Raw genomic sequence first — 24,897 nt, forward strand, 5'->3', positions numbered from 1 at the left:
TGCGGGGACCCGGGGCGATCGCGCTCCGGGCCGGTGACCGCGGGCCAGGCGATCGCCACCGAGGCTCCGGCACCCGTCCGAACGCGGGCGGGTGCCGGGGCCGTCGGGCGAGGGAACGCACACCTGGCGACCGTGTGCGTCACGACCCGCCCGCCGGGCGATCCCAAGGGACATCGGGGGAAACCCGGTGGCCGTCGGTGACGCGGGACTAGATTGAATCCGCGTGGTCGAAAACGGACGGGAGATGGATCGTGCGTGGACTCACCGACAAGGTCGTGCTCGTGACGGGGGGCGGATACAGCCCCGAGCAGGTCGGTTCCGGTCTCGGCCAGTCCATGTGCGTGGAGCTCGCCCAGGAGGGCGCGAAGATCGTCGTGTCCGACCTCTCCCTGGAACGCGCCAACGCGACGGTGGAGCGGATTCGCGACGCCGGGGGAGACGCGACCGGGGTGGCGGCGGACGTCACCGACGAGGCTTCGGTCGACGCCATGGTGAGCGCCGCCGTCGACGCGTACGGCCACGTCGACGTGCTGGTGAACAACGCCGGTGTGTTCGGCGCCTACCTCCCGCTGCTCGAGATCGAGACCAGTCAGTGGGAGCGCGTCATGGCCGTCGACCTGAAGGGCGTCTTCCTCGCGACGAAGGCCGTGCTTCCCCACATGCTGGAGCGCGGCAGCGGCGTCGTGATCAACGTTTCGTCGGCCTCCGGTCTGGTCGCCAGCGAGGTCGGGGCCGAATACACCACGGCCAAGCACGGTGTCATCGGGCTGACCAAGCAGATCGCCTACGACTACGGCCACCGCGGCATCCGCGCCGTGGGCATCGGGCCCGGCGTCATCAAGACCGCAGCGTTCGAGGGCGCGGAGATCACCAGCGACTTCCCGTTCTACGACCTGACCATGCAGGCCCCCGCGGGCCGGTACGGCGAACCCCACGAGGTGGCCCGGACGGTCTGTTTCCTCGCGAGCGACGACGCCTCCTTCATCCACGGCCACACCATCCCGGTCGACGGTGGGTCTCCCGTCAGGTGACCGAGCCTGCCGGCGTGGTCAAGGCCCGCCGGAGCGTTTGCTAATTCGTATTAGCATCTTGACGCCGCCGAGACGGCGCGCGCAGACTCATCGACCAACGAACCCGTTCCGCGCCGAGCGTCCACACCGTCCGGTCGCTCAGCGCGGGGTCGAGTGACGCCTGCCCGCACCCCCCACCCCCCCAGTCGGCGCGCCCCACGAACGGAGGGAACGCGATGACGCGTACCCCGGAAGGCTCCTTCTCCCGACGCACGCTGCTGCGTGGCGCGGCAGCCGCCGGTGTCGCGACCGCGACCACCGGCGCCGGCCTTGCCGCGACCCCCACGCCGGCGCTCGCCGCACCGGCCGGCTTCCCCAACTACCGGTACGTGCGCGACGCGTTCGACAGGCCGTTGCGTTACAACCCGACCGGCGAGTTCATCTTCCCGTGCGTGCGCGGGGTCTACGACAAGATCAGCGGTGCCCTCGGCCGCTACTACCTCTACTACGCGCCACACGACGCGCCCGGCGGGATCTGCCTCGCCTACGCCAACCGGCTCGAGGGCCCCTACACCGAGTACGCCAACAATCCCGTCGTCGACCGGGTGCTGCCGTCCACGACGGTGAGCCACGTGTCGTCGCCGCACGTCGTGTGGGATGCGCCGACCCGGCAGTTCTACCTGTACTTCCACGGCGAGAACCACACGACCCGGGTCGCCCGCTCGAGCGACGGCGTCCGCTTCACCAACGAGACGCCGATCCTGTCGACGAACCTGGTGCCCAACACGACCGAGACCTCGTACGCGCGGGTCTTCGAGCACTCGGTGGCCGGCAAGGGAAACCGCTACGTGATGGTGTTCATGGGCGCACACACGATCCGGCCGGGCACCCGGAAGATCTTCTGGGGCTGGTCGCCGAACGGCTGGAGCGGCTGGCAGTTCTCCCCGAACCCGCTGGTGTCGCCGTCGGGCGACGGGCTCACCGACATCTCCGCGCCGCACCTGTTGAAGCGAAACGGCACCGCGTACATCGCGTACCACGGCAGCAGCGGCAACATGTACCTGACCGAGGTCGGCAACAACTTCGACCGGGAGGTCCACCTCGGCGTGTTCCACCGGCCGATCGCGTCGGACAACGGCCGGGTGGCCTCGCCGACGTTCGGCACCGACGGCGGCGTGGAGTACATGCTCTACGAGGCGGGGCCCCGCCTCGACGCCAGGATCTGCGTGGCCCGCGCGGTCTAGGACCACATCAGGGGACGTCGCCCGGTCGGTCGGTGGTCGCGGCCCCGGCCACCGGCCGGGACGAACCCGCCCGGTCGTCCCCACCCGTGCGAGGTGGGTCCGGCTGTGGTTCGGGCGCGGCGAAGGTGACCGGAGCGTCGAACGCGGCCCGCCGTGCGGCGCGGCGCAGCGCGGCGAGCACCGCGGGGCCGGCGAGGACGATCGCCACGGCGGTGGTGATCGCGCGTCCGGTGTCCCAGCCGAAGGTGGAGGTGACCGCCGTGAAGACGGCGAAGCGGTGCAGGTTCTCCAGCAGTGGCGCTCCGGCGACGTAGGAGAGTTGGGTGTCCGCGCCGATGCTGAACGGCCAGAACCACAGGTTCATCAGCAGTCCGTAGCCGTAGGCCGCGAGGACGCCGTAGCCGGCCAGGGCAGCGATCTCGGCCCGGCCCCGCAGCCTCGCCGGTAGCAGGCCGGCGCCGAGACCGATCCAGGACGCGGCCAGCATCTGGAACGGCAGCCACGGCCCGACCCCCGCGGTGAGCAGCGCGGAGGCGAACAGCGACGTCGAGCCGAGCAGGAAGCCGAAGCCGGGCCCGAACACCCGGCCGGCGAGTACGAGAAGGAAGAACACCGTCTCGATGCCTGCGGTGCCGGCGCCGAGCGGGCGCAGCGCGGCGTTGACGGCCGCGAGCACCCCGAGCATCGCCAACGCCTTGCTGTCGATGCCGCCGGAGCTGAGTTCGGCCAGCACCAGCGCGACGAGCACCGGCAGCACCACGAGGAACACCAGCGGCGCCTCGCCCGTGCGGGCGGTGCTCTCGGGATGGGCGGGGACGAAGAACGGCCAGGTGAAGGTCGCCAGTGCGGCGGCCGAGGCCAGGACCAGCACGACAGCGGTACGCGGGGCGACCCGCAGCACGCTCACCCCGGCTCCCCGGTCGTGGCCAGTGCGGCCGCGACCTGCTCCACGGTCAGCCACGGCGCGGGGGCGAGGACCTTGGCCACCTGCGGGGCGAACGCCGGCGAGGCGAGCATGACCTCCGCCGTGGTGCCGGCGGCGACGATCTCCCCCTCGGCCATCACCACGACCTGGTCGGCGAGGGCCGCGACGAGCTCGACGTCGTGCGTCGCGATCAGCACCGCCCGGCCGTCGGCGGCCAGCCGTCGGACGACGGCGGTGAACTGCCGCTTGGCGCGGTAGTCCAGGCCGCGGGTCGGCTCGTCGAGCAGGACCACCGGCGGGGCGGCGGTGAGCTGTACGGCGAGCGCGAGCGCGAGCCGCTGCCCCTCGGAGAGGTCGCGGGGGTGCCGGTCGGCGGGTAGCCCCGGGGTGAGCTGGTCGAGCATCGTCCGACAGGTGCCGGCCGGTGCTCCGGTCTCCCGGTCGGCCTGATCGCACTCGGCCTCCACCGTCTCCAGGTACAGCAGGTCACCGGGGGTCTGCGGGACCAGACCGACATGCCGGCGGGCCCGGCCCGGCGGCAGGGCCTTCGGGTCGACGGTGCCCTGCGCGCCGACGACGGCGACGGTCCCGCCCTGGCGGGGGCCGCTGCCCTGCACCGCCCAGAGCAGGCTCGACTTGCCGGAGCCGTTGCGCCCCATCAACGCCACGATCCGGCCGGGAGACAGCTCCATGTCGACGCCGGCCACGGCGACCGTCCCCGGGTAGCGCACGACGACGTCGCGGGCCGTCAGGACGGGGGGCGCGTCCGGGACCGTCGCCGCGGCCGGCACGGCGGCGTCGGCGAGCCGGTGGCGCAGGGCGGCCGCCCGCCGGCGGGCATCGCGTACGGACAGCGGCAGCGGCGTCCAGCCGGCGAGACGGCCCAGCTCGACCAGCGGTGGTGCGATGTCGACGTCGGCGAGCACGGCGGCCGGTTCCCCGTCCACCACCCGACCGTCGCCGGGCAGGTAGAGCAGCCGGTCGGCGTACTGGACGACCCGTTCCAGCCGGTGCTCGGCCAGCACCACCGTCACGCCGAGGTCGTGCACCAGCCGGGTCACCACGGCGAGCACGTCCTCCGCCGCGGTGGGGTCCAGCGCGGAGGTGGGCTCGTCGAGCACCAGCACCCGCGGGTGGGCGGTGAGGACCGACCCGATGGCGACGCGCTGCTGCTGCCCGCCGGACAGCGTCCGCAGCGGCCGGTCGCGAAGCTCGGCGATGCCCAGCAGGTCGAGGGTCTCCTCGACCCGTTTGCGCATCACCGTCGCCGGCAGGGCGAGCTGCTCCATCCCGTAGGCGAGCTCCTCCTCGACGGTGTCGGTGACGAACCCGGACAGCGGATCCTGCCCGACCACGCCGACGACGTCGGCGAGGTCACGCGGCGGATGACGGCGGGTGTCCCGGCCGTCGACCGTCACGCTGCCGTGCAGGGTGCCGCCGGTGAAGTGCGGCACCAGCCCGTTGATCGCCCGCAGCAGCGTGGACTTGCCCGTGCCGGTGCGACCGACGACCAGGCAGAGCTCGCCCTCGTCGATGCGCAGCGTCACGTCCCGCAGGGTCGGGCGGTCGCTCTCGGCGTAACGGACGGTCACCCGGTCGAAGTCGATCACGAAGGGCCTCCCTGCGTGGGGGACGACGACGCCAGCCGACCCGCTCCGTCCGCCGGCGCGGCGTCGACCGGACCGCGGGGTGTGGTCGCGGGGCCGGCGTCGCGCGCGGCGGACGTCCTTGCGAGCACGGGAGGCGGCGCCAGCCAGGCCGGTGCCGCCGCGACCACGACGGCGAGCAGCGTCAGCGGCGTCAGCTCGGGCCAGGTGAGTGGGCTCACCGGCGGATAGAGAAGCTCCGGATCGACCGAACCGGCCAGTACCGTCAGCGCGGCGGCACCCACCCCGCAGCCGGCCACGAGCAGTTCCGCGCCCCGCCAGTGGTCCGGCCGGTAGCGGCTGCGCCGCACCCGACGGCCGGCCAGCAGCATGCCGGCCACGGCGGTCGACAGGCCGACGAGGAGCATCGGCAGACCCAGGTAAGCGGGGCCGGTGGCGTCGAGCAGCCCGTACGTGCCGGCGCAGACGCCGACCAGCCCGCCGAGCACCAGCGCACCGGTGACGGCGCGCTGCCCGGCCGGCACCGCCGGGGTGCGGCCGTAACCCCGGGAGTCCATCGCCGCGGCCAGTGCCAGCGACCGGTCCAGCGCGTCGGCCAGCACCGGCAGCGCGATGCCCCGCAACGCCCGTACTCCCCGGCCGGAGGCACCCCGCAGCCGCCGCGCCCGGCGGACCCGCAGCACGCTCTCGACCAGTTGCGGGGCGACCGACAGGGCCACCACCACGGCGGTGCCCACCGCGTACAGGGCCCCGGGCACGGCTTTGAGCAGCCGCTTCGGGTTGGCCAGGGCGTTCGCCGCGCCGAGGCAGACCAGCATCGTGGCCAGCCGTAGCCCGTCGTAGAACCCGCCGAGGAGCTGCTCGGCGGCGACCGGCCCGAACAGGCGGATTCCCGCCGCCCACGCGGGCAGGGGGATCTCGGGAAGCCGGACGAGCACGTGGTCGCCCTGCCCGCCGCCGAACACGATCCGGAACAGCACCCGCATCGCCACGATCACCGCGCCGAGCACCAGGTACATCCGGAACGCCAGCGCCCACGGCGCGTCTCCCCGCCGCCGGACGACCACCAGCGCGGCGACGGCGACGAGCAGGCCCAGCGGCAACGGGTTGGTGGTGTGGCTGGCCGCGGTGGCCAGGCCGAGCGCCCACAGCCACCACGCGCCGGGGTGCAGCGCCCGGGGCAGGCGCGTCGCCCGTCCCACCGAACCTGCCCGGTCCGCTCCGGCGGGCCTCTCCACCCGGCGGGTGCTCCGGTCAGTCATCCGGCTCGACGGTCCGCCGCCGCCGTGCGGCCAGCAGACCGCCCGCGCCGAGCGCGACCAGCAGCAGCACGCCGGCCGCCGTCCCCAGCGGGATCCCGCGAGCGTCACGGGGGGCGGCCACCTCGGTCACCGCCGGCTGGTCGACGGAACTGCCCGCCGGTGGGCTGACGGCAGCGCTCGCGGGTGGCGTCGCGACGCCCGCGCTCGGTGTCGGGACCGGGCCGCCGGCGGTCGGCGTACCGGTGGGGAGCGGCGCGGGCCCGGCGGAGCCCGGCACCGGTCCTGCCGTGCCGGGTCGGCCCGCGGTGGCAGGTGGTGGCGCGACCGGCCGACCGTCTCCTGCCGGCGGTGGGGCGACCGGGCCGCCCCGGGTGGGCGGTGCCGGGGGCGGAGGGCTCGGTGGTGGCGGCGGTGGCGCGGGACGCCTCGGTGCGGCGCCCGGCCGGGGCGCGTCGTTGGCGTTGCGGTTGAGGGAGAACGACCAGCCCTCGAAGCTGCCGGCCGGCGGCTTGCGGTTGAGCACACCCTTGTCGCTGTACGTCCAGCTGCCGCCGCTGGTCGCATGCCAGTACGACCAGTAGGCGCTGGCGGGAGGCGTGTCGACGCACTTCTCGGACGCCGTCGACGGCTTGCCCTCGATCCGGCAGACGAACCCCTCGCCCCAGCGCAGCGTGCCGGTCATCTGGAACCCGGCGTTCTTGAGCGCCGCCAGCCCGGTGGACTGTTCGCCCCGGGCGCACCGCACCACGGTCCCGCCGCCGAGTTCGTTGAAGTCGACCACCACGGTCACACCGGAGGCGTCCGGGCAGTAGCCGGCCGATCCGGCGGCCCTCGCGGGGGTGCCCGATCCGACCATCGTGCCGGCGGCGGTGAGGGCGACGACCAGTCCGGCGCGGGCGGCCCGGACGGTCATGCCGCCCGCCGACGGCCGAGTACGACGAGCAGCACCCCGCCGCCGACCAGCAGGAACGCGATCAGCACGTAGCTGGTGATCGCCGCGCCGGTCGTCGGCAGCCCGCCCAGGCCCGGGGTGGTCGGGGTCGCGCCCGGGGCGACGGTCGTCGACGCCGTGGCGGACGGGGTCGACGGCACGGTGGTCGCGGACGGGCTCGGTGTCGGGACGGCCGTCCCGGTGGGCGTCGGTGACCCGGTGGGCGTGGGGGAGGTGGTGGCGCTGGGGGAGGCGGTGGCGGTGGGCGGGGCCGTGCCGGTCGGGGTCGGCCCGGGCGACGACGGCGGCGGGTCGAGGCCGATGCCTCCCAGCGGCACCCGGACGAGGCCGAGCACGGCCTGTGCGGTGCCTCGACGCCACTGGTCCCGGTCGGTGTCGGTGATCCCGGACGCGACGGCCGTCGTCAGGCTGTCGGTGTTGTAGGCGACGGCGCCCGCGTCGGCGGCGGCCGCGCCGCCGTTCGCTGCGGTCAGCTGTAGTGCGGCCAACGCGCCGGCGGCCCGCGCGGCCTCGGCGTCGCGGCCGGCGGCGGCGAGGGCCTGTCCGGCCAGGCCGGTGCTGTTGGAGTTCGCGCCGGTGGTCGGGCCGGAGCCGCCGAACGAACCGTCGGCGCGCTGCTGATCCACCAGCCAGGCCACGCCCCTGGCGGCCGCCGCGGTGGCGCCGGCGGCGCCGTCGGCGGCGGCGGCGAGCAGCGCCTGCACGGCCATCGCGGTCGAGTCGACGTCGAGGGTGGCGCCGGCCTGCTCGTCGCAGGACGGGGACGGGCCGTCGGCGGTGTCGGGGTAGAGCCGGAACCCACCGGCCACGCACTGCTGACGGATGAGGAAGTCGACGGCGTCCTGCGGTACGTCGCCGCTGCGAGCCAGGCCCAGCACGGCGAAGGACTGGTCGAAGGCGTTGCTGGCGTCCGGACCGGTGTCGGCGGTGGTGCGGCTGGTGATCCGCCCCCGCTGGTGTCCCGCGTCCGCCCCGGCGACCAGCGACAGGGTCTCCGTCCGCAGGTCGAAGCCGCCGAAGTCGGTGGGATCGGCGCCGGCGGCGGAGGCGGCGTACAGCAGCTTCGCGGTCGACCCGCCGTCGGTGAAGCCGGGGATGCCCCAGTCGTCGAGGCTGTTGTATGACCGCACGTGCGCCGCGACCTGCGCCGTCGCGGCCTGACGGACCGGCGCGTCCACCCCGGTGGCGGAGAGGGCGAGGAGCCCGTCGATGGTCAGACCCCAGTCCGGACCGCCGAACGGGCCGGGCAGCACCCCGTCGGCGAACTCGCCGGCCAGCCAGGAGGCGGCGTCGCGCGCGGCGGCGGCGTGGGCCGGGGCGGGCGCGGCCACGACGGTCAGGGGTACGGCGGTGAGCGCGGCGATCGTCGCCGCAGTGGCGGCGACGACGCCGGCGCCGAGACGCCGGGAACGGGACCGGGACATGAGGGGTGCCTTTCGCGGAGCGGTCGGTGGAAGCTCCGGAAAGCACCCGGGGACAGCGACACCCCGCTCGCGTGATGCGATGAGCGGGGTGGAACGGACCTCGGGTGGCCCGGACTTCACCCTGTAAACCTCGACAGTGGAAGCCGCTCGTCCCGGGCGAGGCATTCCGGCTCGCGAGGCCGGGGCCTCGCTCACGGTTGCGGGTCAGCGCCGGCTTCGAACCGGCTTCCCCCCACTCGGGACGTATGCAGTTGTGGACCGGCATGCACCGGGTGCCGACACCGTACCGCCCGCACGTCGCGCGACGCCAGGGGAGGTGGCCGGCACCCGGTGCACCACTGCGGTCACACCCGGTGTGCGGCCACGGTCAGGGCGCGGCGATGCTCGGCGGGGCACCCGCGCCGAACGACCAGCCCTCGACGGTGCCCGGGGCCGGGTTGTAGCTGCTCGCGCCGGACGTGCTGTAGGACCAGGCGCCGCCGCTGGGGGCATGCCAGTACGACCAGTACGCCGTGGCGGGCGGGGTGTTGACGCACGGATCGGCCGCGGCGGTCGGCTTGCCGTTGATCCGGCAGACGAACGCCAGCCCCCAGCGCTGGGTGCCGGTCACCGTGAAGCCGGCGCCCTGGAGGGCGGCCAGCCCGGAGGCCGGGTCGCCCGGAGCACAGGCGACCTGGACGCCACCGCCGAGCGCGGCGAAGTCGACCACGACGGTGACACCGGAGGTGCCGGTGCAGGCCGCGGCGTACCCGGCCCGGGGGGCGGGTTCGACGGCGGTGAGGGCGACGGCGGCGACGGCGGCTGCCAACAGGCCGGCGAGCCGGGTGCGGACGGTGGATCGGTGACGGAACACGGTTCCTCCTGGAATCGGTGGAGCGACGGGACGGGTCACGGGCAGGCGGGGACCGGTGCGCCCGGGGCGGCGCCGGCCGCGGACAGCCGGGCGTACCCGGTGCCGGTCAGGCCGAGGACAGCCTGGCCGGTGGCCCGGGCGGCGGTGCCGGGGTCGAAGGCGCCGCCGTCGAAGTCGACCGCGCCCCGGTCGGCCGGCGCCCCGGCGCAGCCGACCTGTAGTCCGGCGAGGAACACCCGCGCGCGGGCCCAGGCCAGCGGCCGGTTGCCGTCGCTCAGCGCCTGCGCGGCGAGGCCGGTGCTGTTGGCGTTCGGGATGCCGGCGGCGTTGGCGAAACCGCCGTCGGCGCGCTGCACCGACAGCAGCCAGCGCAGCCCGGCGGCGGCGTCGGACGGGCGGCCGGTGGACCGCAGCGCCTGCACCGCGAGCGCGGTGGCGTCCACGTCGGAGGCACAGACCGGTTGCGCGGGCAGCAGCGGGTAGCCGCCGTCCGGGCAGCGGGTGGCGGCCAGCCAGGCGGCGGCCGCCGGGGGCGTGCCCTGCGAGGTGCGGCCCAGGGCGAGCAGGGCGAAGGACTGGCTGAACGTGTTGCTGTAGTCCCCGTACGCCGACCGGTCGGTGAACCGGCCGGTGGGGGCCTGCAGCGAGCGCAGCCGGGTGATCAGGTCCACGCCGCCGACGTCGGTGGGGTCGCCGCCGCGTACCTGGACGGCGAGGGCGAGCTTGGCGGTCGCGCCCGCGTACGCCTCGGTCGCGCCGTCGCCGAGGTAGGCGTCGCGGATGTCCGGCCGGGTGACCCAGGCCAGCGCCCGGGCTCCCGGGTCGTCGGCGACGCCGGCGGCGGCGAAGGCGAACACCGCGTCGAGGGTGAGGCCCTGGTCGGGGTAGGTGACGCCGTCGAAGACGACCTCGAGGCGCTCGCCGGCGACGAGTTGCCGGGCCAGCCAGCCGGCCGCGGCCCCCGACCGGCCGACCCCGGCAGGCGAGGTGGGGGAGACGTGGGCGGATGCCGGCGCGGCGAGGGTGAGGGTGGCGAGGGTGAGGGCGGCGAGCACGCCGCGGAACAGGGTGAGCAGGCGGTGCCGGCTCAGGCGGACGACCATCGGAAGCGCCTTTCCGGCCCGGCGGTCGTCAGAAGCCCGGCCACCCGCCGCAGCGCGGGGGTCGACCGGGACTCCGACCCGTGGGCCACGACGGGTGGGGAGCGGATTCTGCGCGTACGTCGGGTATTCGGGCTCGCCGTCGGAGATGCATCTCGACGGCCTACCGTTGCGGGCCAGCGCCGGACTTCGACCGGACTTCCCCCGCACGCACGCGCGTTGGTTGAGTTGTGGCGCCAGTCTGGAGTGGAGGGACGCCCGATGTCAATGCGTGATCGCCCGCGCGCGTCCGGTCGCAGCCCCGTGGCCGGTCAGGACAGGATCTCGACGTAGCCGTCGGTGGCGTGCACGCGGATCCGCTGTCCGTCCCGGATCAGCCGGGTCGCCTGCGCCACCCCGACGAGGGCGGGCAGGCCGTACTCCCTTGCGACCACCGCCCCGTGGGTCATGAGGCCGCCCACCTCCGTCACCAGTCCCGCGATCGCGACGAACAGGGGTGACCAGCTCGGGTCGGTGTAGGCGGTGACCAGGATGTCGCCCGGTTCGAGGTCGGCCTCGGCCAGGTCCAGGACGACGCGGGCCCGCCCCTCGACGGTCCCGCCGGAAACCGGGAGGCCGACCAGCGCGCCGGTCGGCACGTCCTCGCGCCGGTACGCGCCGGCGATGCCCTCGCCTTCCGACGTGAGCACCCGGGGCGGGGTGAGCGCCTGGTACGACCTGAACGCGTCCTTGCGCCGCTGGATGAGCTGGTCGTCCACCTCGTGCGTACGCACGACGTCGTGGAGCTCCTGGAACGTGAGGTAGAAGATGTCCTCCGGCTCCGGGAGCACGTGGGCCCGCACGAGGCGCCCGGCCTCTCTCAGCAGGGCCTGCTTGTAGCTGAGGTAGCGGCTGACGATGACGTACTTCGGATACTCCCGGTACCCGATGAAGGTCCGGACCCGGTCGATCATCCGCTTCGTCTCCGCCGCCTTGCGCTCCCCGTCCGGCAGGGCCCGCAGGCGCTCCAGGACCTCCTGTTCCTTCCGCGCCGCCCGCTGGCGCCCCTGCGCGAAGCGCCGCTCGCGGGCGCCCGGCTCGAGGTTCCTGACGTTGTCGAGGATGAGGGGCACGAGCGTGCTGGGGCGCTCGTTCCAGCGCGGCCTCGTGATGTCGATCTCGCCCGCGCAGCGCATGCCGTACCTGTCGAGGTAGGCCCGGATGGCGTCGCGCGCTTCCCGGCCGCCCGGGAGCCGGGGCAGCTCGTCCACGAAGCCCTCGTCCTCGACCTCCCGCAGGAAGGCCACCACCTCCGGGTACGGGCGGATGACGTCGGCGACGTCCAGCAGCGCCAGTCCCATCTCCGACGTGACGTTGTCGGGCGCGGAGAGCGTGAGCGTGTCGGCCGCGTTCTTCTCACCCAGCCACTCGTACAGCCTGTCGTTGAGCCACCACGTGGCCTCCATCCCCGCCATGATCGCCTGCATGCTCAGCGGATCGCCGAGGCCCCGCTTGTGCTCCTGGAAGGCCTCCAGCAGGAAGTCGAACAGCGCCGGCCCGGACTTCGTCCGGATGTCGCGCCGCAGGGTGGCGAGGGCCGCCTGGCTGCGTTCGACCAGCTCGGCGACGATGGCCGGATCGGTCTCGATCGGGGCGGGCGCGCCGCCGGCGGGCGGCCCTGCCGGCCCTTGGTCGGGGAGCGACGGGACGAAGTCGCCGCGGCCGAGGACGGTCTCCAGCGCGTCCCTGATCAACGGATCGGACCGCCCCACCATCTCCAGAAGGCCGGCGCGGCTCGCGGGCGCGGCCAGGCGCCCGGTCACGTCGACGAACAGCCTCCCGCCGGCCTCGTGCATCGGCGCCATGGCCGTCAGCTGCCACATGGAGATCCCCAGGGGCTTCATGGGGTCCGTCATCATCTGCTGGTGACCGACGGAGACGTAGACGTGGTTCGCGCCGTCGCCGGTTTCGGGGATGGGGAACAGCGTGGTGATCGGCCGGCTCTGGACGATCTGGAAGTCGTCGTCGACCAGGCACCACTCGATGTCCTGGGGGTGGCCGAAGTGGGCTTCGATCCGCCGGCCCAGCCGCACCAGCCGTACGACCTGCGCATCCGTCAGGGCCGGCTGCTCCTGCCGCTCCGAGTCGATCGCCTGTTGCCTCGTCCCGCCGGCCGGCAGGGCGTGGATGGCCAGTCGCTTGGCGGCGATCGCCTTTTCGATGATCTGACCGTCCCGCACCCGGTAGGCGTCGGCGTTCACCAACCCCGAGACGAGGGCCTCGCCGAGGCCGAAGCTCGCCTCCACGACAGCGACCTTCCGGTGGTGCGTGACGGGGTCGGCCGTGAACAGGACGCCGGCCGCATGCGGGAAGACCATCTTCTGCACGACCACGGCCATGTGGACCGTGCGGTGGTCGATGCCGTTGCGTCGACGGTAGGTCACGGCCCGCTCGGTGAAGAGCGAGGCCCAGCACCGGCTGACGTGCTGGAGGACCGCTTCCTGCCCCACCACGTTCAGGTACGTGTCCTGCTGGCCCGCGAAGGAGGCCGTCGGCAGGTCCTCCGCCGTCGCGCTGGACCGGACGGCACAGGCAGCCCGCTCGCCGAGCCGGGCGAGGGCCCGGACGATCGCCGCCGCCACGTCGTCCGGGAGGACGACCGCTTCGATGGCCCGTCGGATCTCCGCACTGAGCGCGCGGATCGTCTCCCGGTCGTCCGGGTCGAGGCGCGACAGCCGGTCCAGCCGATCGTCGATCGACGGCGCTTCGGCCATGATCCGCCGGAAGGCGTCCGTCGTCACGCAGAAGCCAGCCGGCACGCGGATGCCGTCGGCCCGCGACAGAGCCCCCAGGTGCGCGCCCTTGCCGCCGACGGAAGCGACCTGCGCGTCGTCGACCTCGTGGAGGTCGCACACGTACTGCTCGATCATCGCGACCCCTCCGAGGCAGCCGGCATCCGTCGCGACAACGACACTCGCACGTCGTGCCCCGCTTCTTCGCCGGTTTCCGGTTCAGCGGACGATTCTGCGGCAGGACACGGGTCTTGCGGCAAGCCCTCCAGCCCGATATACGTTGAAGCGGGACAGTTCTCTTCGCGGTTGTCCGCTGCGACCGAAGTGGCGCGATCACCCGCCGCGATGTCCTCAGGCCAGCAGTTGCTCGCGCATCCTGGCGCCCGGGTTGAACCCACCCACCACCCGAGGGCTGGCCGGATCGTGCACGTCGAGGGTGTTGTTGCGGCGCATGAGCTCACGGACCGGAGGTGGCAGCCGGGGCGGGTCGTCCATGGCTGCGAGGATCTGTCCGGCGCTCGTGATCAGCCTGTCGGCGAGGGCGGCGGCGTCGGTGTCCACCCGCACCCGGCCGTACTCCCAGCCGGCGGTGGTGAGGTCGAGCACCTCGAACACGCGGGTCACGAGAGGACTCGGGTCGGTCACCCGGTCGAGCCGGGCCGCCTGGCCGCCGAGCACCGCGACGGCGGCGGCCACCTGCGCGTACGGGTGCAAGCCGCTCGGCAACGCGAACAGCGGCCAGCGCAGGGCCCGGCCTGCCTCCATCCACAGCGGCCGGTAGTTGCGGCGGTGCACCAGGAGCCGCCGGCCCGTTCGTCGGTGGACGTCCTGGGCCTGGGCCTGTAGGTCCACGTAGGCCTCGTCGGCGACCTGGCTCACGATCCGGGCCGCCACCACCACGCCGTCGTCGTCGTTCAGCATGCCGGCGACGGCCTCGACCTGCTCGGGGAACCGGAGCTGCGCGTGGGCGCCGTACCGGTGCTGGACGTCGCGTAGCAGAGCCTGCTGCCGTTCCGGATCGAGCTGGACCCGCCCGCCGCCCAGCAGTCGCTGGAGCCAACGCATTTCGCCTCGTTTCAGCAGAGCCGTCCCGGACTGCGGCAATGCTAGTGCGTCGGACCTTCCCGCGCGCGGAAGGGGTGGCCGAGCCGCCGTCGCGTTCCGCCCGACGGCCCGTGGCAACAATGGCCGTCGATATTGACGTGCGACGACGGCGCGGACAGAATCACGGCACCCACCATGATCCCCGCTGGGAGATGCCATGACCCGTCCCCGCCTGCCGTTCCTCCGGGCCGCCAGCCGGCTGGCCGCGTTCGCCGCGGCCACCGCCGGTGTGCTGCTCACCCTCGCCGCACCGGCCAACGCCGCCGCGCCCACCGGGCGCTACGTCGCGTTGGGTGACTCGTACACCTCCGGCCCGCTGATCCCCACCCAGGTCGACCTGAACTGCCTGCGCTCCAACCGCAACTACCCGTCGCTGGTCGCCGCCTCCGTCGGCTCGTCGGCGCTCGCCGACGTGAGCTGCTCCGGCGCCACCACCGAGGACATCCTCGTCGGCGGCAGCGGCGCACTGGGCATCTCGTTGCCGCCGCAGCTCAGCGCGGTCACCCCGGACACGACACTGGTCACCGTGCAGATCGGCGGCAACGACATCGGCTTCTCCGGCATCATCACCGACTGCGCCGAGGCGAGCCTGAGCAGCCCCCTCGGGTCTCCGTGCAAGAACCGGTACACCGCCGGTGGCGTCGACCAGTTGCAGGCCAGGATCGCCGCCACGGCGCCGAAGGTGACCGCCGTGCTGCAGGCCGTCCACCGTGCCGCGCCGGGCGCCCGGGTCGTGGTGCTCGGCTACCCGGCGATCGTGCCGGACAGCGGCTACGGCTGCTGGCCGGTGGTCCCGATCGCCTACCAGGACGTGCCGTACCTGCGCGGCGTCCAGAAGTCCCTGAACGGGATGCTCGCCAGCACCGCCGCCGCGAACAACGCCACCTACGCCGACGTCTACGCCCCGTCGGTCGGCCGCGACACGTGCAAGAGCAGCGGCACCCGTTGGGTCGAGGGGCTGGTCCCGCAGAACGCCGCCGCCCCCTTCCACCCCAACGCCAGGGGCGAGCAGGGCATGGCCAACGCGCTGCTGGCCAGGCTGAACAGCTGACCGACGATTCCCATCGCCGGCGCGACCTGACCCGACGAGACACCGGCCACCCGCCCCACCGCCCATTCGGCGGCGGGGCGGGTGGCCGGTGCCGGGCGAATCAGCCGACGGCAGGGTCCCCGGCTCCCGCCGTCGGCACCACCAGGTCGGGCAGGTCGCCCAGGGCCCGGACCGCGGTGACGGCGGCGTACCCGTCGGCGAGCCAGGCCAGGTCGGTGCCGGGAACGCGGCGGGCGCCGTTCTCCTCGAGGGCCGTACGGACGTAGCCGTGACCCCTCTCGGCGACGGCCACCTGCACCTGACCGAACGGGGCGAGGGCAGCCTGGCGCAGTCCGGCGACCCCGTTGGCCGGCCGGTGCCGGGGCGAACACCATCACCTGTTCATCCATCGCCACCTACTGCCCCGCGACGGCCCCGCCAATCGGGCGCAGGGTCGCGATCTGGGGGCGGGTCGGCGGCGGTCAGTCGGCGACGACGAGCGCCTGGGGCGCGGCGGCCTTCATCCGGGTGCGCAGCCACTTGAGCTGGATGGCCGTCTCACCCTCGCAGCGTCGTACGAGCGCGAGCAGGTCCTCGTCGCGCGCGCCGTAGGCGGCCTGGCCGACGACGGTCCAGGCGATGTCGCACTCGGCGGCCATCAGGTAGAGGTCCTGCAGGTCACGCAGCAGGCCGATGCCGCCGGTGCGGGTGCCGGTGAACAGCTGCGAGTGCAGCCGGTCGGGTTCGGTCGGGGCGTCCTCGGCGTAGCGGGCGGCGAACGGGCGCAGGCCTTCGGCGTGCGCGTCGCAGCGCTTCGCCTGTCGCTCACACAGGTGGCGGATGTCGGGTTCCTCGGCGTGCGCGTCGGCGACCTGCCGGAACGCGCCGGCGAGGTTGACCTGGGCGCGGTGCAGCAGGCCGAGGTAGTGGGCGAGGTGCACGGGTCACTCCTTCCCGCTGGTGGCCTGCGCCGCCGGTCCACCCGCGGTCGGGGGGATGCCGGCGTCCGGGGGCGGCGCGCTGCCGCCGACCGTCGGCGCCGGTGAGGGTACGCCGCGGCCGTCGGCGAGCTTCTCGACCGCGACGGCGGCCACCTTGAAGAGGGGCTGCTTGGAGACCGGGTCCCAGGCGGTGACGGTCAGCTCGTTGGCGGCGCGGGGTGTGCGGTCGTGCGGGTCCTGGTCGAAGTAGCCGTAGTGGAACGGCAGGAACACCACGCCGGGGCGGATGCCGCAGAGGCGGGCGCGGGCCTGGATGCCGCCACGGGCCGAGGCGACGCCGACCAGGTCGCCCTCGGCGATGCCGAGCCGGGCCGCGTCGGCCGGGTTGAGCTCCACCCACACGTCCGGCGCGGCCCGGTCGAGCTGTGGGGCCCGGCCGGTCTTGGTGCGGGTGTGGAACTGGTAGACGGTGCGGCCGGTGGTCAGCAGCATGGGGTGTTCGTCGTCGGGCACCTCGGGGGAGGGCTGGTAGTCGACGGTGTGCAGGAACGCCCGCCCGCCCGGCTCCTTGGCGCGGTACTCCGGCTCGGTGAACTCGGCGCCGGTGGCGAGGTCGTGGCCGTACGTCTCGCAGTGGTCGGGGTCGGTGGGGAAGCGCCCGTCGGTGTAGAGACGCTCGGTGCCGTCGGGGCGCTCGTCGGTGCAGGGCCACTGGACGCCGGAGCCGCCGCGCAGCTTGGCGTAGGTGATGCCGGTGTAGTCGCACGGCCGCCCCCGCGAGCACTCCTTCCACGCCTCGAACACCTCCTCCGGTCCGGTCCACCGGATCAGCGGTTGCCCGTCGCGGTCCCGGAAGTCCATCCGCCGGGCGTAGTCGAGGAAGATGTCCAGGTCGGGACGGGCCTCGCCCGGTGGGTCGACGGCCTTGTCGGAGATGTGCACGGTGCGGTCGACGCTGGTGAACGTGCCGGTCTTCTCGCCCCAGGTGGCACCGGGCAGCACCACGTCGGCCAGCTCGGCGGTCTCGGTCAGGAACAGGTCCTGCACCACCACGAACAGTTCCGGCTTCGCCAGGACGCGCCGGATGCGCGACAGGTCGGGCAGGGACACCGCCGGGTTGGTGGCGCTGATCCACAGCAGCTTGATCGAGCCCTGCTCGGCGTACCGGAAGATCTGCATGGCGTGCGTCGGGGGCGCCCAGTGCGGGATGACGTCGACGTCGACGTTCCAGAGCCGGGCCAGTTCCTCGATGTGCGCGGTGTTCTCCCAGTTGCGCAGGCCCGGCAGGTCACCGTCGGCGCCGGTCTCCCGGGTGTTCTGCGCGGTGGGCTGGCCGTTCATCTGGTAGATCCCGGCGCCGGGGCGGCCGATCATGCCCCGGATCAGGTGCAGGTTGTTGACGCCGCAGGCGGCGGCGGTGGCCTGGTTTGACTGGTAGAAGCCCTGTAGCACCGTCGACAGCAGCCGCTGCGAGGTGCCGAGCAGCTCGGCGGCGCGTTCCACGTCGGCGGCCGGCACGTCGCAGATGTCGGCGACCCGCCGGGGCGGGTAGCCGTCGACGATGCGGCGCAGCTCCTCGAAGCCGAGGGTGTGCGCGTCGACGTAGTCGCGGTCGTACCAGCCGCGCCGGATGATCTCCCGGAGCAGGCCGTTCATCAGGGCCATGTTCGTGCCGCTGCGCACGGCGAGGTGCAGGTCGGCCTCCCGCGCCACCGGGGTGGCGCGCGGGTCGACCGCCAGCATCGCCGGCGGGTTGGGGCCGCGCCGCCGGTCCAGCATCCGCATCCAGAGCACCGTCTGGGTCTCGGCGACGTTGTGGCCCCACAGGGCGATCGCGTCGCAGTGATCCACGTCGGTGTACGAGCCGGGCTGCCCGTCGGTGCCGAAGCTCGCCTTCAGAGCGGCGGCGGCGGTGGCGGTGCAGAGCCGGGTGTTGCCGTCCATGTGTGGCGTGCCCAGCCCGGCCTTGCCGATCACGCCCAGCGTGTAGTACTCCTCCAGGAACAGCTGGCCGGTGGTGTAGAAGCCGAAGTGCCCCCACCCGCCCGGACCGTCGAGGAGTTCCTTCGACCGGGCCACGATTCGGCCCATCGCGGTGTCCCAGTCCGTCTCGACCAGCCGGCCGCCCTCGCGCACCAGCGGCCGGGTCAGCCGGTCGGGGCTGTGGTTGGCCTGCCACCCGTACAGGTCCTTGGGGTCGAGCCGGCCCCGGTTGATCCGGTCCACCGCCCGGCCCCGTACCCCGACGATCCGGCCGTCGGCGACCGCGATGTCCAGCGCGTCGCCGTTGGAGTGCAGCACCGACGCCGACTGCACCCACCGGTCCACGTCCGCCTCGGTACGCCCGTCGGCCAGATAGCGGTCCACCCGCACCGGCCACTCCTGCCCCGGCCCGTACGGGGTCCGTTCACCCCACGGGTCGGCGATCCGGTCCACCATGACGCGCTCCCTTCTCCCGGGCCTCGGTCGTCACATCCGTCCCGCCGTCAGCAGGCGCACCGCATCCGGCCCACGTCCCGGGCCGCCGACCGCCCACCACCGGATCCGGCACCGTCGCGCCCGCCTCCTCGCCTCGCCCCTATGAGCATGTGGCGATACCCCTGGACCAGCACGCCGAACCGGACCGAGAGCACCGGTTCGGGTGTCCGTGCCGGCCGGAGGCCGTGACGGGGGCCGGTGGCGCTCAGTCGCCCGGGCCCGCGGGCGCGGCGCCGTTGTCGACGAAGTCGAAGCTCAGGCCCTCGCCGGCGGCCCCCTCGCCCACCCGTTGAGCCACCAGGCCCTGCCTGTCGGTCGCGCGGAGGCGGACCTCGCCCTCGCCGCTGATGGTGTAGGTCGGGCGGCCCTGGCTCTTCTCCCGCGTCTTCTCGATGGTGAACAGCTGGCCGGCCCGGCCGGCGTCGCAGGCGGCGGCCACGACCGTCGCCGGGGCGCTGCCGTTGTCGCGCAGACCCATGCAGTCGGGCTCGCCGCCGCTGTGTGCCTTCGCGGTCCGGATCTGGTAGCGGTTGTCGCTGGCGGGAAGCAGCACGAACAGGCTCTTGTCCGTGTCGCCGTCGGTCAGGTTCAGCCGGCCCTTGGCGTCGACCGCCAGGATCGACTCGAACGACCCGACCGGCCGCAGGACGATCTGCCGCTCACCCCGCATGATCGGGTCCGCGTCGTCGGGCGCCCCGGGGCCGGTCGTCTGCGCGCCGCCCGCAGGGCCGGAGCCGGCGGGCGAGGGCGTGCCCGCGGTCCCGCCGTCGGGTGCGGGGGTCACCGGCGAGGCGGTGGGCTCCCCGGTCGTGGGAGCCGTCGAGGCGCAGGCAGGCATGGACGCGGCGACACCGACGGCAAGCGTGGCCGCGACGGCGGCCCGACGGACGACCGTGGCAGGGGACGACAGGTTCGGCATGGCCAACTCCTCAAGTCGATCTCCACGAGCCTAATCCGCCCCCGCGCACCGCGCAGAAGTCGTACCGCCGCAGGGGTCTGGGCAGGGCCACGAGGGTGGCTAGCATCTGCGCATGACGTTCTGGGTGCACTACGTGGTCCCACCCGGGGTGGCCGCCGGGGGCATGCTCGTGCCCCCGGGCGACGACGTCCTCGTCTTCGCCCAAACGGTCGAGGTGGGCGGGCGGGACCGGACCGTCGAGTTCTCCGTCCTCGCCGCCGGCGACGGGATCCAGGTCGCCACGGACATCGACTGCACCGCGGTGCTGCGGGGACGGGCCGAGGAGGTGGCCGTCGTCCGCGCCGTGGACGGCCTGGTGCTCGAGCACGCCGCACAGGCTGTCCGGATCCACGAGCTGCTGCTGCACAGGTGGTACGAGGTCAGTTCGGCGTCCCACCGGGCGTCGCTCGAAGCGCTCCGGCGATGGCTCACGGCTCACGACCGAGCGGGCGACTACTGGCAACTGCTCGTACGGCCAGGTGACCGGGCAGCGGGTGACCCCGTCTGAGTGGCGGCGACGCCCGCTCGGGTGACGATCAGCGGGAGCCACCCGGTGGCTGGATCGGATCCGTGGCCGGTGAGGCGGTGCCGGGGGCGCTCGGCCTGTCGCCGGGCGGGACCGGTCGGCAGTTGAGGTAGGCGTCCAGGGCGGCGGCGCCGGTCAGCATGGCACGGCTGCGGGCAGCGAGGCGGGCGCGCCAGTCGCGCAGCATCGACCCGAGCGGCGCGACGCCCCCGGCGGAGCGGACCTGGGCGATCAGCGGGGCGATCTGCGCCAGCAGGTAGCCACCCCGCCTGAGCTGGTGGGCCAGCCGGGCGTCGCGCACGTCGGCGGCGCTGTAGACCCGGTAGCCCGTCTGCGGGTCGCGGCGCGGCTGGAGCAAGCCCGCGCGTTCCCACTTCCGAAGGGTGGCCGGGCGGATGCCGAACCTTCTCGACAGGGGACCGACGAACGTGTTGCTCCGTCCCTGCGGCACCGGATCGAGGTCACCGACAGCGGCTTCGGCGGCCTGGAGGGTGCGGCGGTCGTCGAGGAGCTGCGCGTGACTCTCGTCGACGAGCCGGAGGGCGTCCTCGGTCGCGCCCCGGTTGACCGCCTGCATGATCGACGTGGCCGTCGCATGCCCGTGTCCGGGCACGAGGGCGAGGAACGCGCGCAGTGCCTGCGCGTGTAGCGCCGTGTAGGTGCGGTAGCCGTGCGGGGTGCGGTCCGCGGCCGGAAGGATGCCGGCCGCCTCGTAGTTCCTGACCGCCTGCGTCGACAGGCCGTGCGCGCGCGCCAGATCGACCGGCCTGAGCCTGCCACTGCTTTGAGGGTTTGGCGTCATGCTCCTGCCGACATCGGGGAAAAGTTTGCACCGTCGGTTCAACGATACCGTTGAGGGCATGACTGCTGGTATCGCAGACGCCGCCCGTGCCGTCGACCCCGCTGCCGTCATGGGGTTGCTCCCGGGCAGGCCGCGGCTGCTCGCCCTGGGCGAGCCCACCCACGGCGAGGACGCACTGCTCGACCTGCGCAACGAGCTCTTCCGTCAACTCGTCGAGCAGGAGCACTACCGGACGATCGCGATCGAGAGCGACTGCATGATGGGGCTGGTCGTGGACGACCACGTCACCTCGGGCACCGGCGTCCTCGACGACGTCATGGAGCGCGGGTTCAGCCACGGGTGGGGCGCCTTCGCCGCCAACCGCGAGCTGGTGCGCTGGATGCGCGCGTACAACGACGGGCGGCCCCCGGCGGAGCAGGTGCGGTTCGCCGGGTTCGACGGCCCGCTGGAGATCACCGGCGCCGCGAGCCCCCGGCAGGCCCTCACCGCACTCCACGCCTACCTCGCCGCCCGGGTCGACGCCGACCTGCTTCCCTGCACGGCGGAGACGCTCGACCACCTGCTCGGCGCCGACGAGCGGTGGACCAGTCCCGCCGCCATGATGGACCCCTCCCGGTCCGCGGGGCGCACGCCCGACGCCGGCCGGCTGCGGCTGCTCGCCGACGACCTGGTGGCCCTGCTCGACGCGCAGACGCCACACCTGATCGGGGCGTCCACACCGGAGGACTGGCACCGGGCACGCCTGTACGGGCGTACGGCCGTCGGCCTGCTGCGCTACCACCACGCGATGGCCGACCCGTCGCCGAGCCGCATGGCGCGGTTGCTCGCCGTGCGGGATTCGATGATGGCCGCCAACCTGCTCGCCATCGCCGGACGAGGGCCGGCACTGGTGAACGCCCACAACGGCCACCTCCAGCGGCACAAGAGCAGCATGCGGATGGGCGGACTGCCGGTGCAGTGGTGGAGCGCCGGCGCGATCGTCGGCGCCCACCTGGGGGAGGAGTACGCCTTCCTCGCCACGGCCGTCGGCACGATCCGCCACCAGGGAGTCGACGCCCCGCCGCCGGACACCGTCGAAGGGCTGCTGTACGCGCTGCCTGCGGAGCGTCACCTCGTCGACGCCCGCCGACTGGCCGCCGCCCTCGCCGGCATGACGCCCGCCGCCCGGGTGTCGCCCTGGTTCGGCTACGCCCCGCTCGACCCGGCCCACGTGGCCGACACCGACGGGATCCTGTTCGTCAGGGACGCCGGGCGGGGCCAGGCCCCGCCAGCGTCCGGCAACGACTGACCGGCACTGGTCCGCGCCTGCCGCCGGGGCGGCGCCGGGGGCCGGCGCCGCCCCGGCCGGTTCAGGCGATCGCGCAGGTGGCGCCGTTGAGGGTGAACGAGGCGGGCCGTCCCGTGTCGCCGGTGTGGGTGGCCTGGAAGCCGACGCTGACCGACGTGCCGGGCGCGATGGTGGCGTTGTAGGAGACGTTGCGGGCGGTGACCGCGCCGCTGGTCGGGGCGTACGTCGCGTTCCAGCCGTTGGTGATGCTCTGGCCGGCGGGCAGCGTGAAGGCCAGCGACCAGCCGTCCACCGTCGTGGTGCCGGTGTTGGTGACGGTGACCGAGGCGGTCAGGCCGGCGTTCCAGGCGTTGACGGTGTAGCCCACCCGGCAGGCGCCCGGCGCGGGCGGGGGAGTGCTGGGCGGGGGAGTGCTGGGCGGCGGGCTCGTCGGCGGCGGTGTGGTGGGGGGCGGGGTGGTGGGCGGCGGCGTGGTGGGGGGCGCGGCGGTGTCGAGCCCGAAGAAGCGGATCGCCTGCGCGGCGTCGACCGGCAGGTTGTGCGACACCCCCTGCATGCTGATCGCCTCGACCGGCGCCCGGTCGCCGCTGCCGCCGTAGCGGGTGCGGGTGTAGCCGGCCTGCGGGCTGTCGGTGTACGTCGGCGTCTGGCTCAGCCCGTGCACGTCGGTCCACTGCTTGACCTGCTCGCCGAAGTTCGGGTAGCGCAGCACCTCGTCGTTCGTCCCGTGCCACGTCTGCATCCGGGGCCGGCGTCCGGTGTAGCCCGGATAGGCGTTGCGGACCAGGTTCCCCCACTCCTGCGCGGTCCTGGTGACCTGGCCGTTGGCGCACTCGCTGTTCCACTCGGAGCCGTTGGTGGTGGCGAAGCAACCGAAGGGGACCCCGGAGAACGCCGCCCCGGCGCTGAACACGTCGGGGTAGAGCCCGAGCAGGACGTTGGTCATCATCGCGCCCGACGAGATGCCGGTGGCGAAGATCCGGTCGGGGTCGACGGCGTAGCGCTGCCGGACGTGGTCGACCATCGACTTGATGCCCACCGGGTCGCTGCCGCCGTCGCGGCGCAGCGCCTGCGGGGAGGAGACGTCGAAGCACTGGCTGCTGCGGGTCACCGACGGGTAGACGACGATGTAGCCGTACCGGTCGGCGAGCGCCGCGTACTGGGTGTTGGCGTACATGGCAGGGCCGGTGCCGGTGCAGTAGTGCACCGCGACCAGCAGCCCCGGCCGGGGCGCGACGGAGTCCGGCACGTACAGGTACATGCGCAGGTTGCTCGGGTTGGGGCCGAAGCTCGTCACCTCGGTCAGGGTCGCGGCGGACGCCGGCGGGGCGACCGCCACCGCCGCCAGGGCGGTCAGCGCGGCGGCGGCCAGGGCGGCGCCCAGCACTCGGAGTCTGGTCCTCATGGATGGTTCCTCTTCCGCAGACGGTGGACAGGGCGGGGTTCCGATCGAGGGCTGCCCGGCTGCCCGATCACGTCCGGCTCAGGAACATCGACAAGTATCTATTAATATGGAGAGTCCGGCAAGTGCCGGCCGGGCGCGACCTGCCGTGCTGTCCCTCGCGCCGTCACCGTGCCAGGCGCTTCTCGAACCAGTGGTGGGCGTACGGCTCGGCGTTGTACGCCTCGATCTCGCGGTAGCCGGCCGCCCGGTACATCGCGATCGCCTCGGTGAGGTTGCGGTTCGTGTCCAGCCGGACGGCGCTCCAGCCCCGCTCGGCGGCGTGGCGTTCCAGCTCGCTCAGCATCCGCCGCCCGAGCCCGAGCCCGCGTACGGCGTCCGCCACCCAGACCCGCTTGATCTCGGCGGGCGCGTCCCGGTGGAGCTTCACCGCGCCGCAGCCGACCGGCTCGGCGTTGAGGGTGGCGAGCAGGAACACTCCGGCCGGGGGAACGAGTTCCTCGTCGTGGACCGGGTTGCTCCGGGCCGGGTCGAACCCGCCGTCGAAGCGCCGCGCCACCTCCCGGGCGTAGGCCCGTACGCAGGCGCGGGCCCGCGGGTCGCCGGGCGGGCAGGGCGCGATCAGCACCATCGACGCGACGAGCAGCCGTTCCACCTCGGCCATCGCCGCGACGAGCCGCTCGCGGCGTCGCCCGGTCAGCGGGGCGAGGATCGACCGGGCGAAGTCGTCGGAGCGCTCGTCGAGCTCGGTCCACTCGGCACGGCCGGCGGCGGTGAGCGTGGCGACCCGGACCCGTCTGTCCCCGCCCACCTGGTCGGACGGCCCGACGGTGACGAGCCCGTCGCCCTCCAGGGCGCGCAGGAGGCGGCTGAGGTGCCCCGAGTCCAGCCCGAGCCGGGACCGCAGCGCCGCGACCTCGGCGCCACCGGGGCCGATCTCCCACAGCAGGCGGGCCTGGGCGAGGGGGCGGGCGCGCGCCATGTACTCGTCGTCGAGCGCCCCCACCCGCTGGGTCACCGTCCGGTTGAACCGCCGCACGGCGGCGATCGACTCCGCTTCCATGAAACCTGACCTTAGTCAGCGATGCCCGGTCCGCGCCAGCACCGCCCCGGCGGCGGGTGCGGTCGCGTCGCGCGTACCGCCGGCGACCCGGCCCGGGCCGCCACCCGGCGGCCCCGGGGCGGCGCGGTGGGCGCCGTCCCCGGGGCCGTCCGGTCGC

21 protein-coding genes and 2 riboswitches are annotated in these 24,897 nt (G+C 74.0%); of the genes, 5 read left to right on the forward strand and 16 right to left on the reverse strand.

Features of this window, described 5'->3' with window-relative positions; all coding sequences use genetic code 11:
* Positions 1-251 precede the first annotated feature (251 nt).
* Positions 252-1,031 carry an SDR family NAD(P)-dependent oxidoreductase gene (locus tag ACLQ20_RS09920; protein WP_425855098.1) on the forward strand — a complete coding sequence of 260 codons (780 nt, stop codon included), beginning with the start codon at positions 252-254 and terminating at the stop codon, positions 1,029-1,031.
* A gap of 215 nt (positions 1,032-1,246) precedes the next feature.
* Positions 1,247-2,254, forward strand: coding sequence for a hypothetical protein (locus tag ACLQ20_RS09925; protein WP_327028189.1), 1,008 nt, complete (start codon positions 1,247-1,249; stop codon positions 2,252-2,254).
* Positions 2,255-2,261: 7 nt separating this feature from the next.
* On the opposite strand, the gene ACLQ20_RS09930 is transcribed toward ACLQ20_RS09925, so the two are convergent.
* The 9 genes from ACLQ20_RS09930 to ACLQ20_RS09970 form a co-directional block, all read right to left on the reverse strand.
* Positions 2,262-3,161, reverse strand: a complete 900-nt coding sequence (locus ACLQ20_RS09930; RefSeq protein ID WP_327028190.1) for an ECF transporter S component — start codon at positions 3,159-3,161, stop codon at positions 2,262-2,264.
* Complete coding sequence (locus ACLQ20_RS09935) at positions 3,158-4,789, reverse strand: ABC transporter ATP-binding protein (RefSeq protein WP_425855099.1); 1,632 nt, start codon at positions 4,787-4,789, stop codon at positions 3,158-3,160. Before ACLQ20_RS09935 ends, ACLQ20_RS09930 begins: the two co-directional genes overlap by 4 nt.
* Complete coding sequence (locus ACLQ20_RS09940) at positions 4,786-6,048, reverse strand: CbiQ family ECF transporter T component (RefSeq protein ID WP_425855101.1); 1,263 nt, start codon at positions 6,046-6,048, stop codon at positions 4,786-4,788. The genes ACLQ20_RS09935 and ACLQ20_RS09940 overlap by 4 nt, the downstream gene beginning before the upstream one ends.
* The gene (locus ACLQ20_RS09945; RefSeq protein WP_425855102.1) at positions 6,041-6,961 is read right to left on the reverse strand and encodes a hypothetical protein; all 921 of its coding nucleotides are present in this window, start codon (positions 6,959-6,961) and stop codon (positions 6,041-6,043) included. Before ACLQ20_RS09945 ends, ACLQ20_RS09940 begins: the two co-directional genes overlap by 8 nt.
* Positions 6,958-8,424: a cell wall anchor protein gene (locus ACLQ20_RS09950; protein WP_425855104.1), complete on the reverse strand. Its 1,467-nt coding sequence runs from the start codon at positions 8,422-8,424 to the stop codon at positions 6,958-6,960. The genes ACLQ20_RS09945 and ACLQ20_RS09950 overlap by 4 nt, the downstream gene beginning before the upstream one ends.
* A 138-nt stretch (positions 8,425-8,562) precedes the next feature.
* A riboswitch (cobalamin riboswitch) is annotated at positions 8,563-8,679 on the reverse strand.
* 112 nt (positions 8,680-8,791) lie between these two features.
* The gene (locus ACLQ20_RS09955) at positions 8,792-9,277 is read right to left on the reverse strand and encodes a hypothetical protein (protein WP_151455235.1); all 486 of its coding nucleotides are present in this window, start codon (positions 9,275-9,277) and stop codon (positions 8,792-8,794) included.
* Between the two features lie 35 nt (positions 9,278-9,312).
* Complete coding sequence (locus ACLQ20_RS09960) at positions 9,313-10,380, reverse strand: prenyltransferase/squalene oxidase repeat-containing protein (RefSeq protein ID WP_358119545.1); 1,068 nt, start codon at positions 10,378-10,380, stop codon at positions 9,313-9,315.
* Positions 10,381-10,481: 101 nt separating this feature from the next.
* Positions 10,482-10,605: riboswitch (cobalamin riboswitch) on the reverse strand.
* Between the two features lie 83 nt (positions 10,606-10,688).
* Entirely contained in the window at positions 10,689-13,286 is a 2,598-nt protein-coding gene (gene rph, locus ACLQ20_RS09965) for a rifamycin-inactivating phosphotransferase (RefSeq protein WP_425855106.1), read from the reverse strand.
* A 213-nt stretch (positions 13,287-13,499) separates the two neighbouring features.
* Positions 13,500-14,213 (reverse strand): hypothetical protein, encoded by a 714-nt coding sequence (locus tag ACLQ20_RS09970; RefSeq protein ID WP_151455238.1) that lies wholly within the window; start codon positions 14,211-14,213, stop codon positions 13,500-13,502.
* Positions 14,214-14,409: 196 nt separating this feature from the next.
* Between ACLQ20_RS09970 and ACLQ20_RS09975 the strand changes: the two genes are divergently transcribed.
* Complete coding sequence (locus ACLQ20_RS09975) at positions 14,410-15,303, forward strand: SGNH/GDSL hydrolase family protein (RefSeq protein WP_151455239.1); 894 nt, start codon at positions 14,410-14,412, stop codon at positions 15,301-15,303.
* A gap of 100 nt (positions 15,304-15,403) precedes the next feature.
* On the opposite strand, the gene ACLQ20_RS09980 is transcribed toward ACLQ20_RS09975, so the two are convergent.
* The 4 genes from ACLQ20_RS09980 to ACLQ20_RS09995 all read right to left on the reverse strand — a co-directional run bounded on the left by ACLQ20_RS09980 (position 15,404) and on the right by ACLQ20_RS09995 (position 19,620).
* The gene (locus ACLQ20_RS09980) at positions 15,404-15,595 is read right to left on the reverse strand and encodes a hypothetical protein (protein WP_225852263.1); all 192 of its coding nucleotides are present in this window, start codon (positions 15,593-15,595) and stop codon (positions 15,404-15,406) included.
* A gap of 169 nt (positions 15,596-15,764) precedes the next feature.
* Positions 15,765-16,223: a hypothetical protein gene (locus ACLQ20_RS09985; RefSeq protein ID WP_151455240.1), complete on the reverse strand. Its 459-nt coding sequence runs from the start codon at positions 16,221-16,223 to the stop codon at positions 15,765-15,767.
* A 3-nt stretch (positions 16,224-16,226) separates the two neighbouring features.
* Positions 16,227-18,662 (reverse strand): molybdopterin oxidoreductase family protein, encoded by a 2,436-nt coding sequence (locus ACLQ20_RS09990; RefSeq protein ID WP_425855108.1) that lies wholly within the window; start codon positions 18,660-18,662, stop codon positions 16,227-16,229.
* Positions 18,663-18,906: 244 nt separating this feature from the next.
* Positions 18,907-19,620: a hypothetical protein gene (locus tag ACLQ20_RS09995; RefSeq protein ID WP_425855110.1), complete on the reverse strand. Its 714-nt coding sequence runs from the start codon at positions 19,618-19,620 to the stop codon at positions 18,907-18,909.
* A 112-nt stretch (positions 19,621-19,732) separates the two neighbouring features.
* On the opposite strand from ACLQ20_RS09995, the gene ACLQ20_RS10000 reads away from it, so the two are divergent.
* Positions 19,733-20,167, forward strand: coding sequence for a hypothetical protein (locus ACLQ20_RS10000; RefSeq protein ID WP_151455243.1), 435 nt, complete (start codon positions 19,733-19,735; stop codon positions 20,165-20,167).
* Positions 20,168-20,195: 28 nt separating this feature from the next.
* Here the strand turns inward: ACLQ20_RS10000 and ACLQ20_RS10005 are convergent, their stop codons facing one another.
* Entirely contained in the window at positions 20,196-20,987 is a 792-nt protein-coding gene (locus ACLQ20_RS10005) for a TioE family transcriptional regulator (protein WP_425855112.1), read from the reverse strand.
* Positions 20,988-21,045: 58 nt separating this feature from the next.
* Between ACLQ20_RS10005 and ACLQ20_RS10010 the strand changes: the two genes are divergently transcribed.
* On the forward strand, positions 21,046-22,275 hold the full coding sequence (locus tag ACLQ20_RS10010) for an erythromycin esterase family protein (protein WP_151455245.1): 1,230 nt from the start codon (positions 21,046-21,048) through the stop codon (positions 22,273-22,275).
* Between the two features lie 61 nt (positions 22,276-22,336).
* On the opposite strand, the gene ACLQ20_RS10015 is transcribed toward ACLQ20_RS10010, so the two are convergent.
* Positions 22,337-23,680, reverse strand: coding sequence for an extracellular catalytic domain type 1 short-chain-length polyhydroxyalkanoate depolymerase (locus tag ACLQ20_RS10015; protein ID WP_425855114.1), 1,344 nt, complete (start codon positions 23,678-23,680; stop codon positions 22,337-22,339).
* A 163-nt stretch (positions 23,681-23,843) separates the two neighbouring features.
* Positions 23,844-24,740, reverse strand: coding sequence for a bifunctional helix-turn-helix transcriptional regulator/GNAT family N-acetyltransferase (locus tag ACLQ20_RS10020; protein WP_151455247.1), 897 nt, complete (start codon positions 24,738-24,740; stop codon positions 23,844-23,846).
* Positions 24,741-24,897: the final 157 nt, after the last annotated feature.

Origin of the sequence: Micromonospora sp. DT46, assembly GCF_049841735.1 — a bacterium.
Lineage (GTDB): Bacteria > Actinomycetota > Actinomycetes > Mycobacteriales > Micromonosporaceae > Micromonospora > Micromonospora reichwaldensis.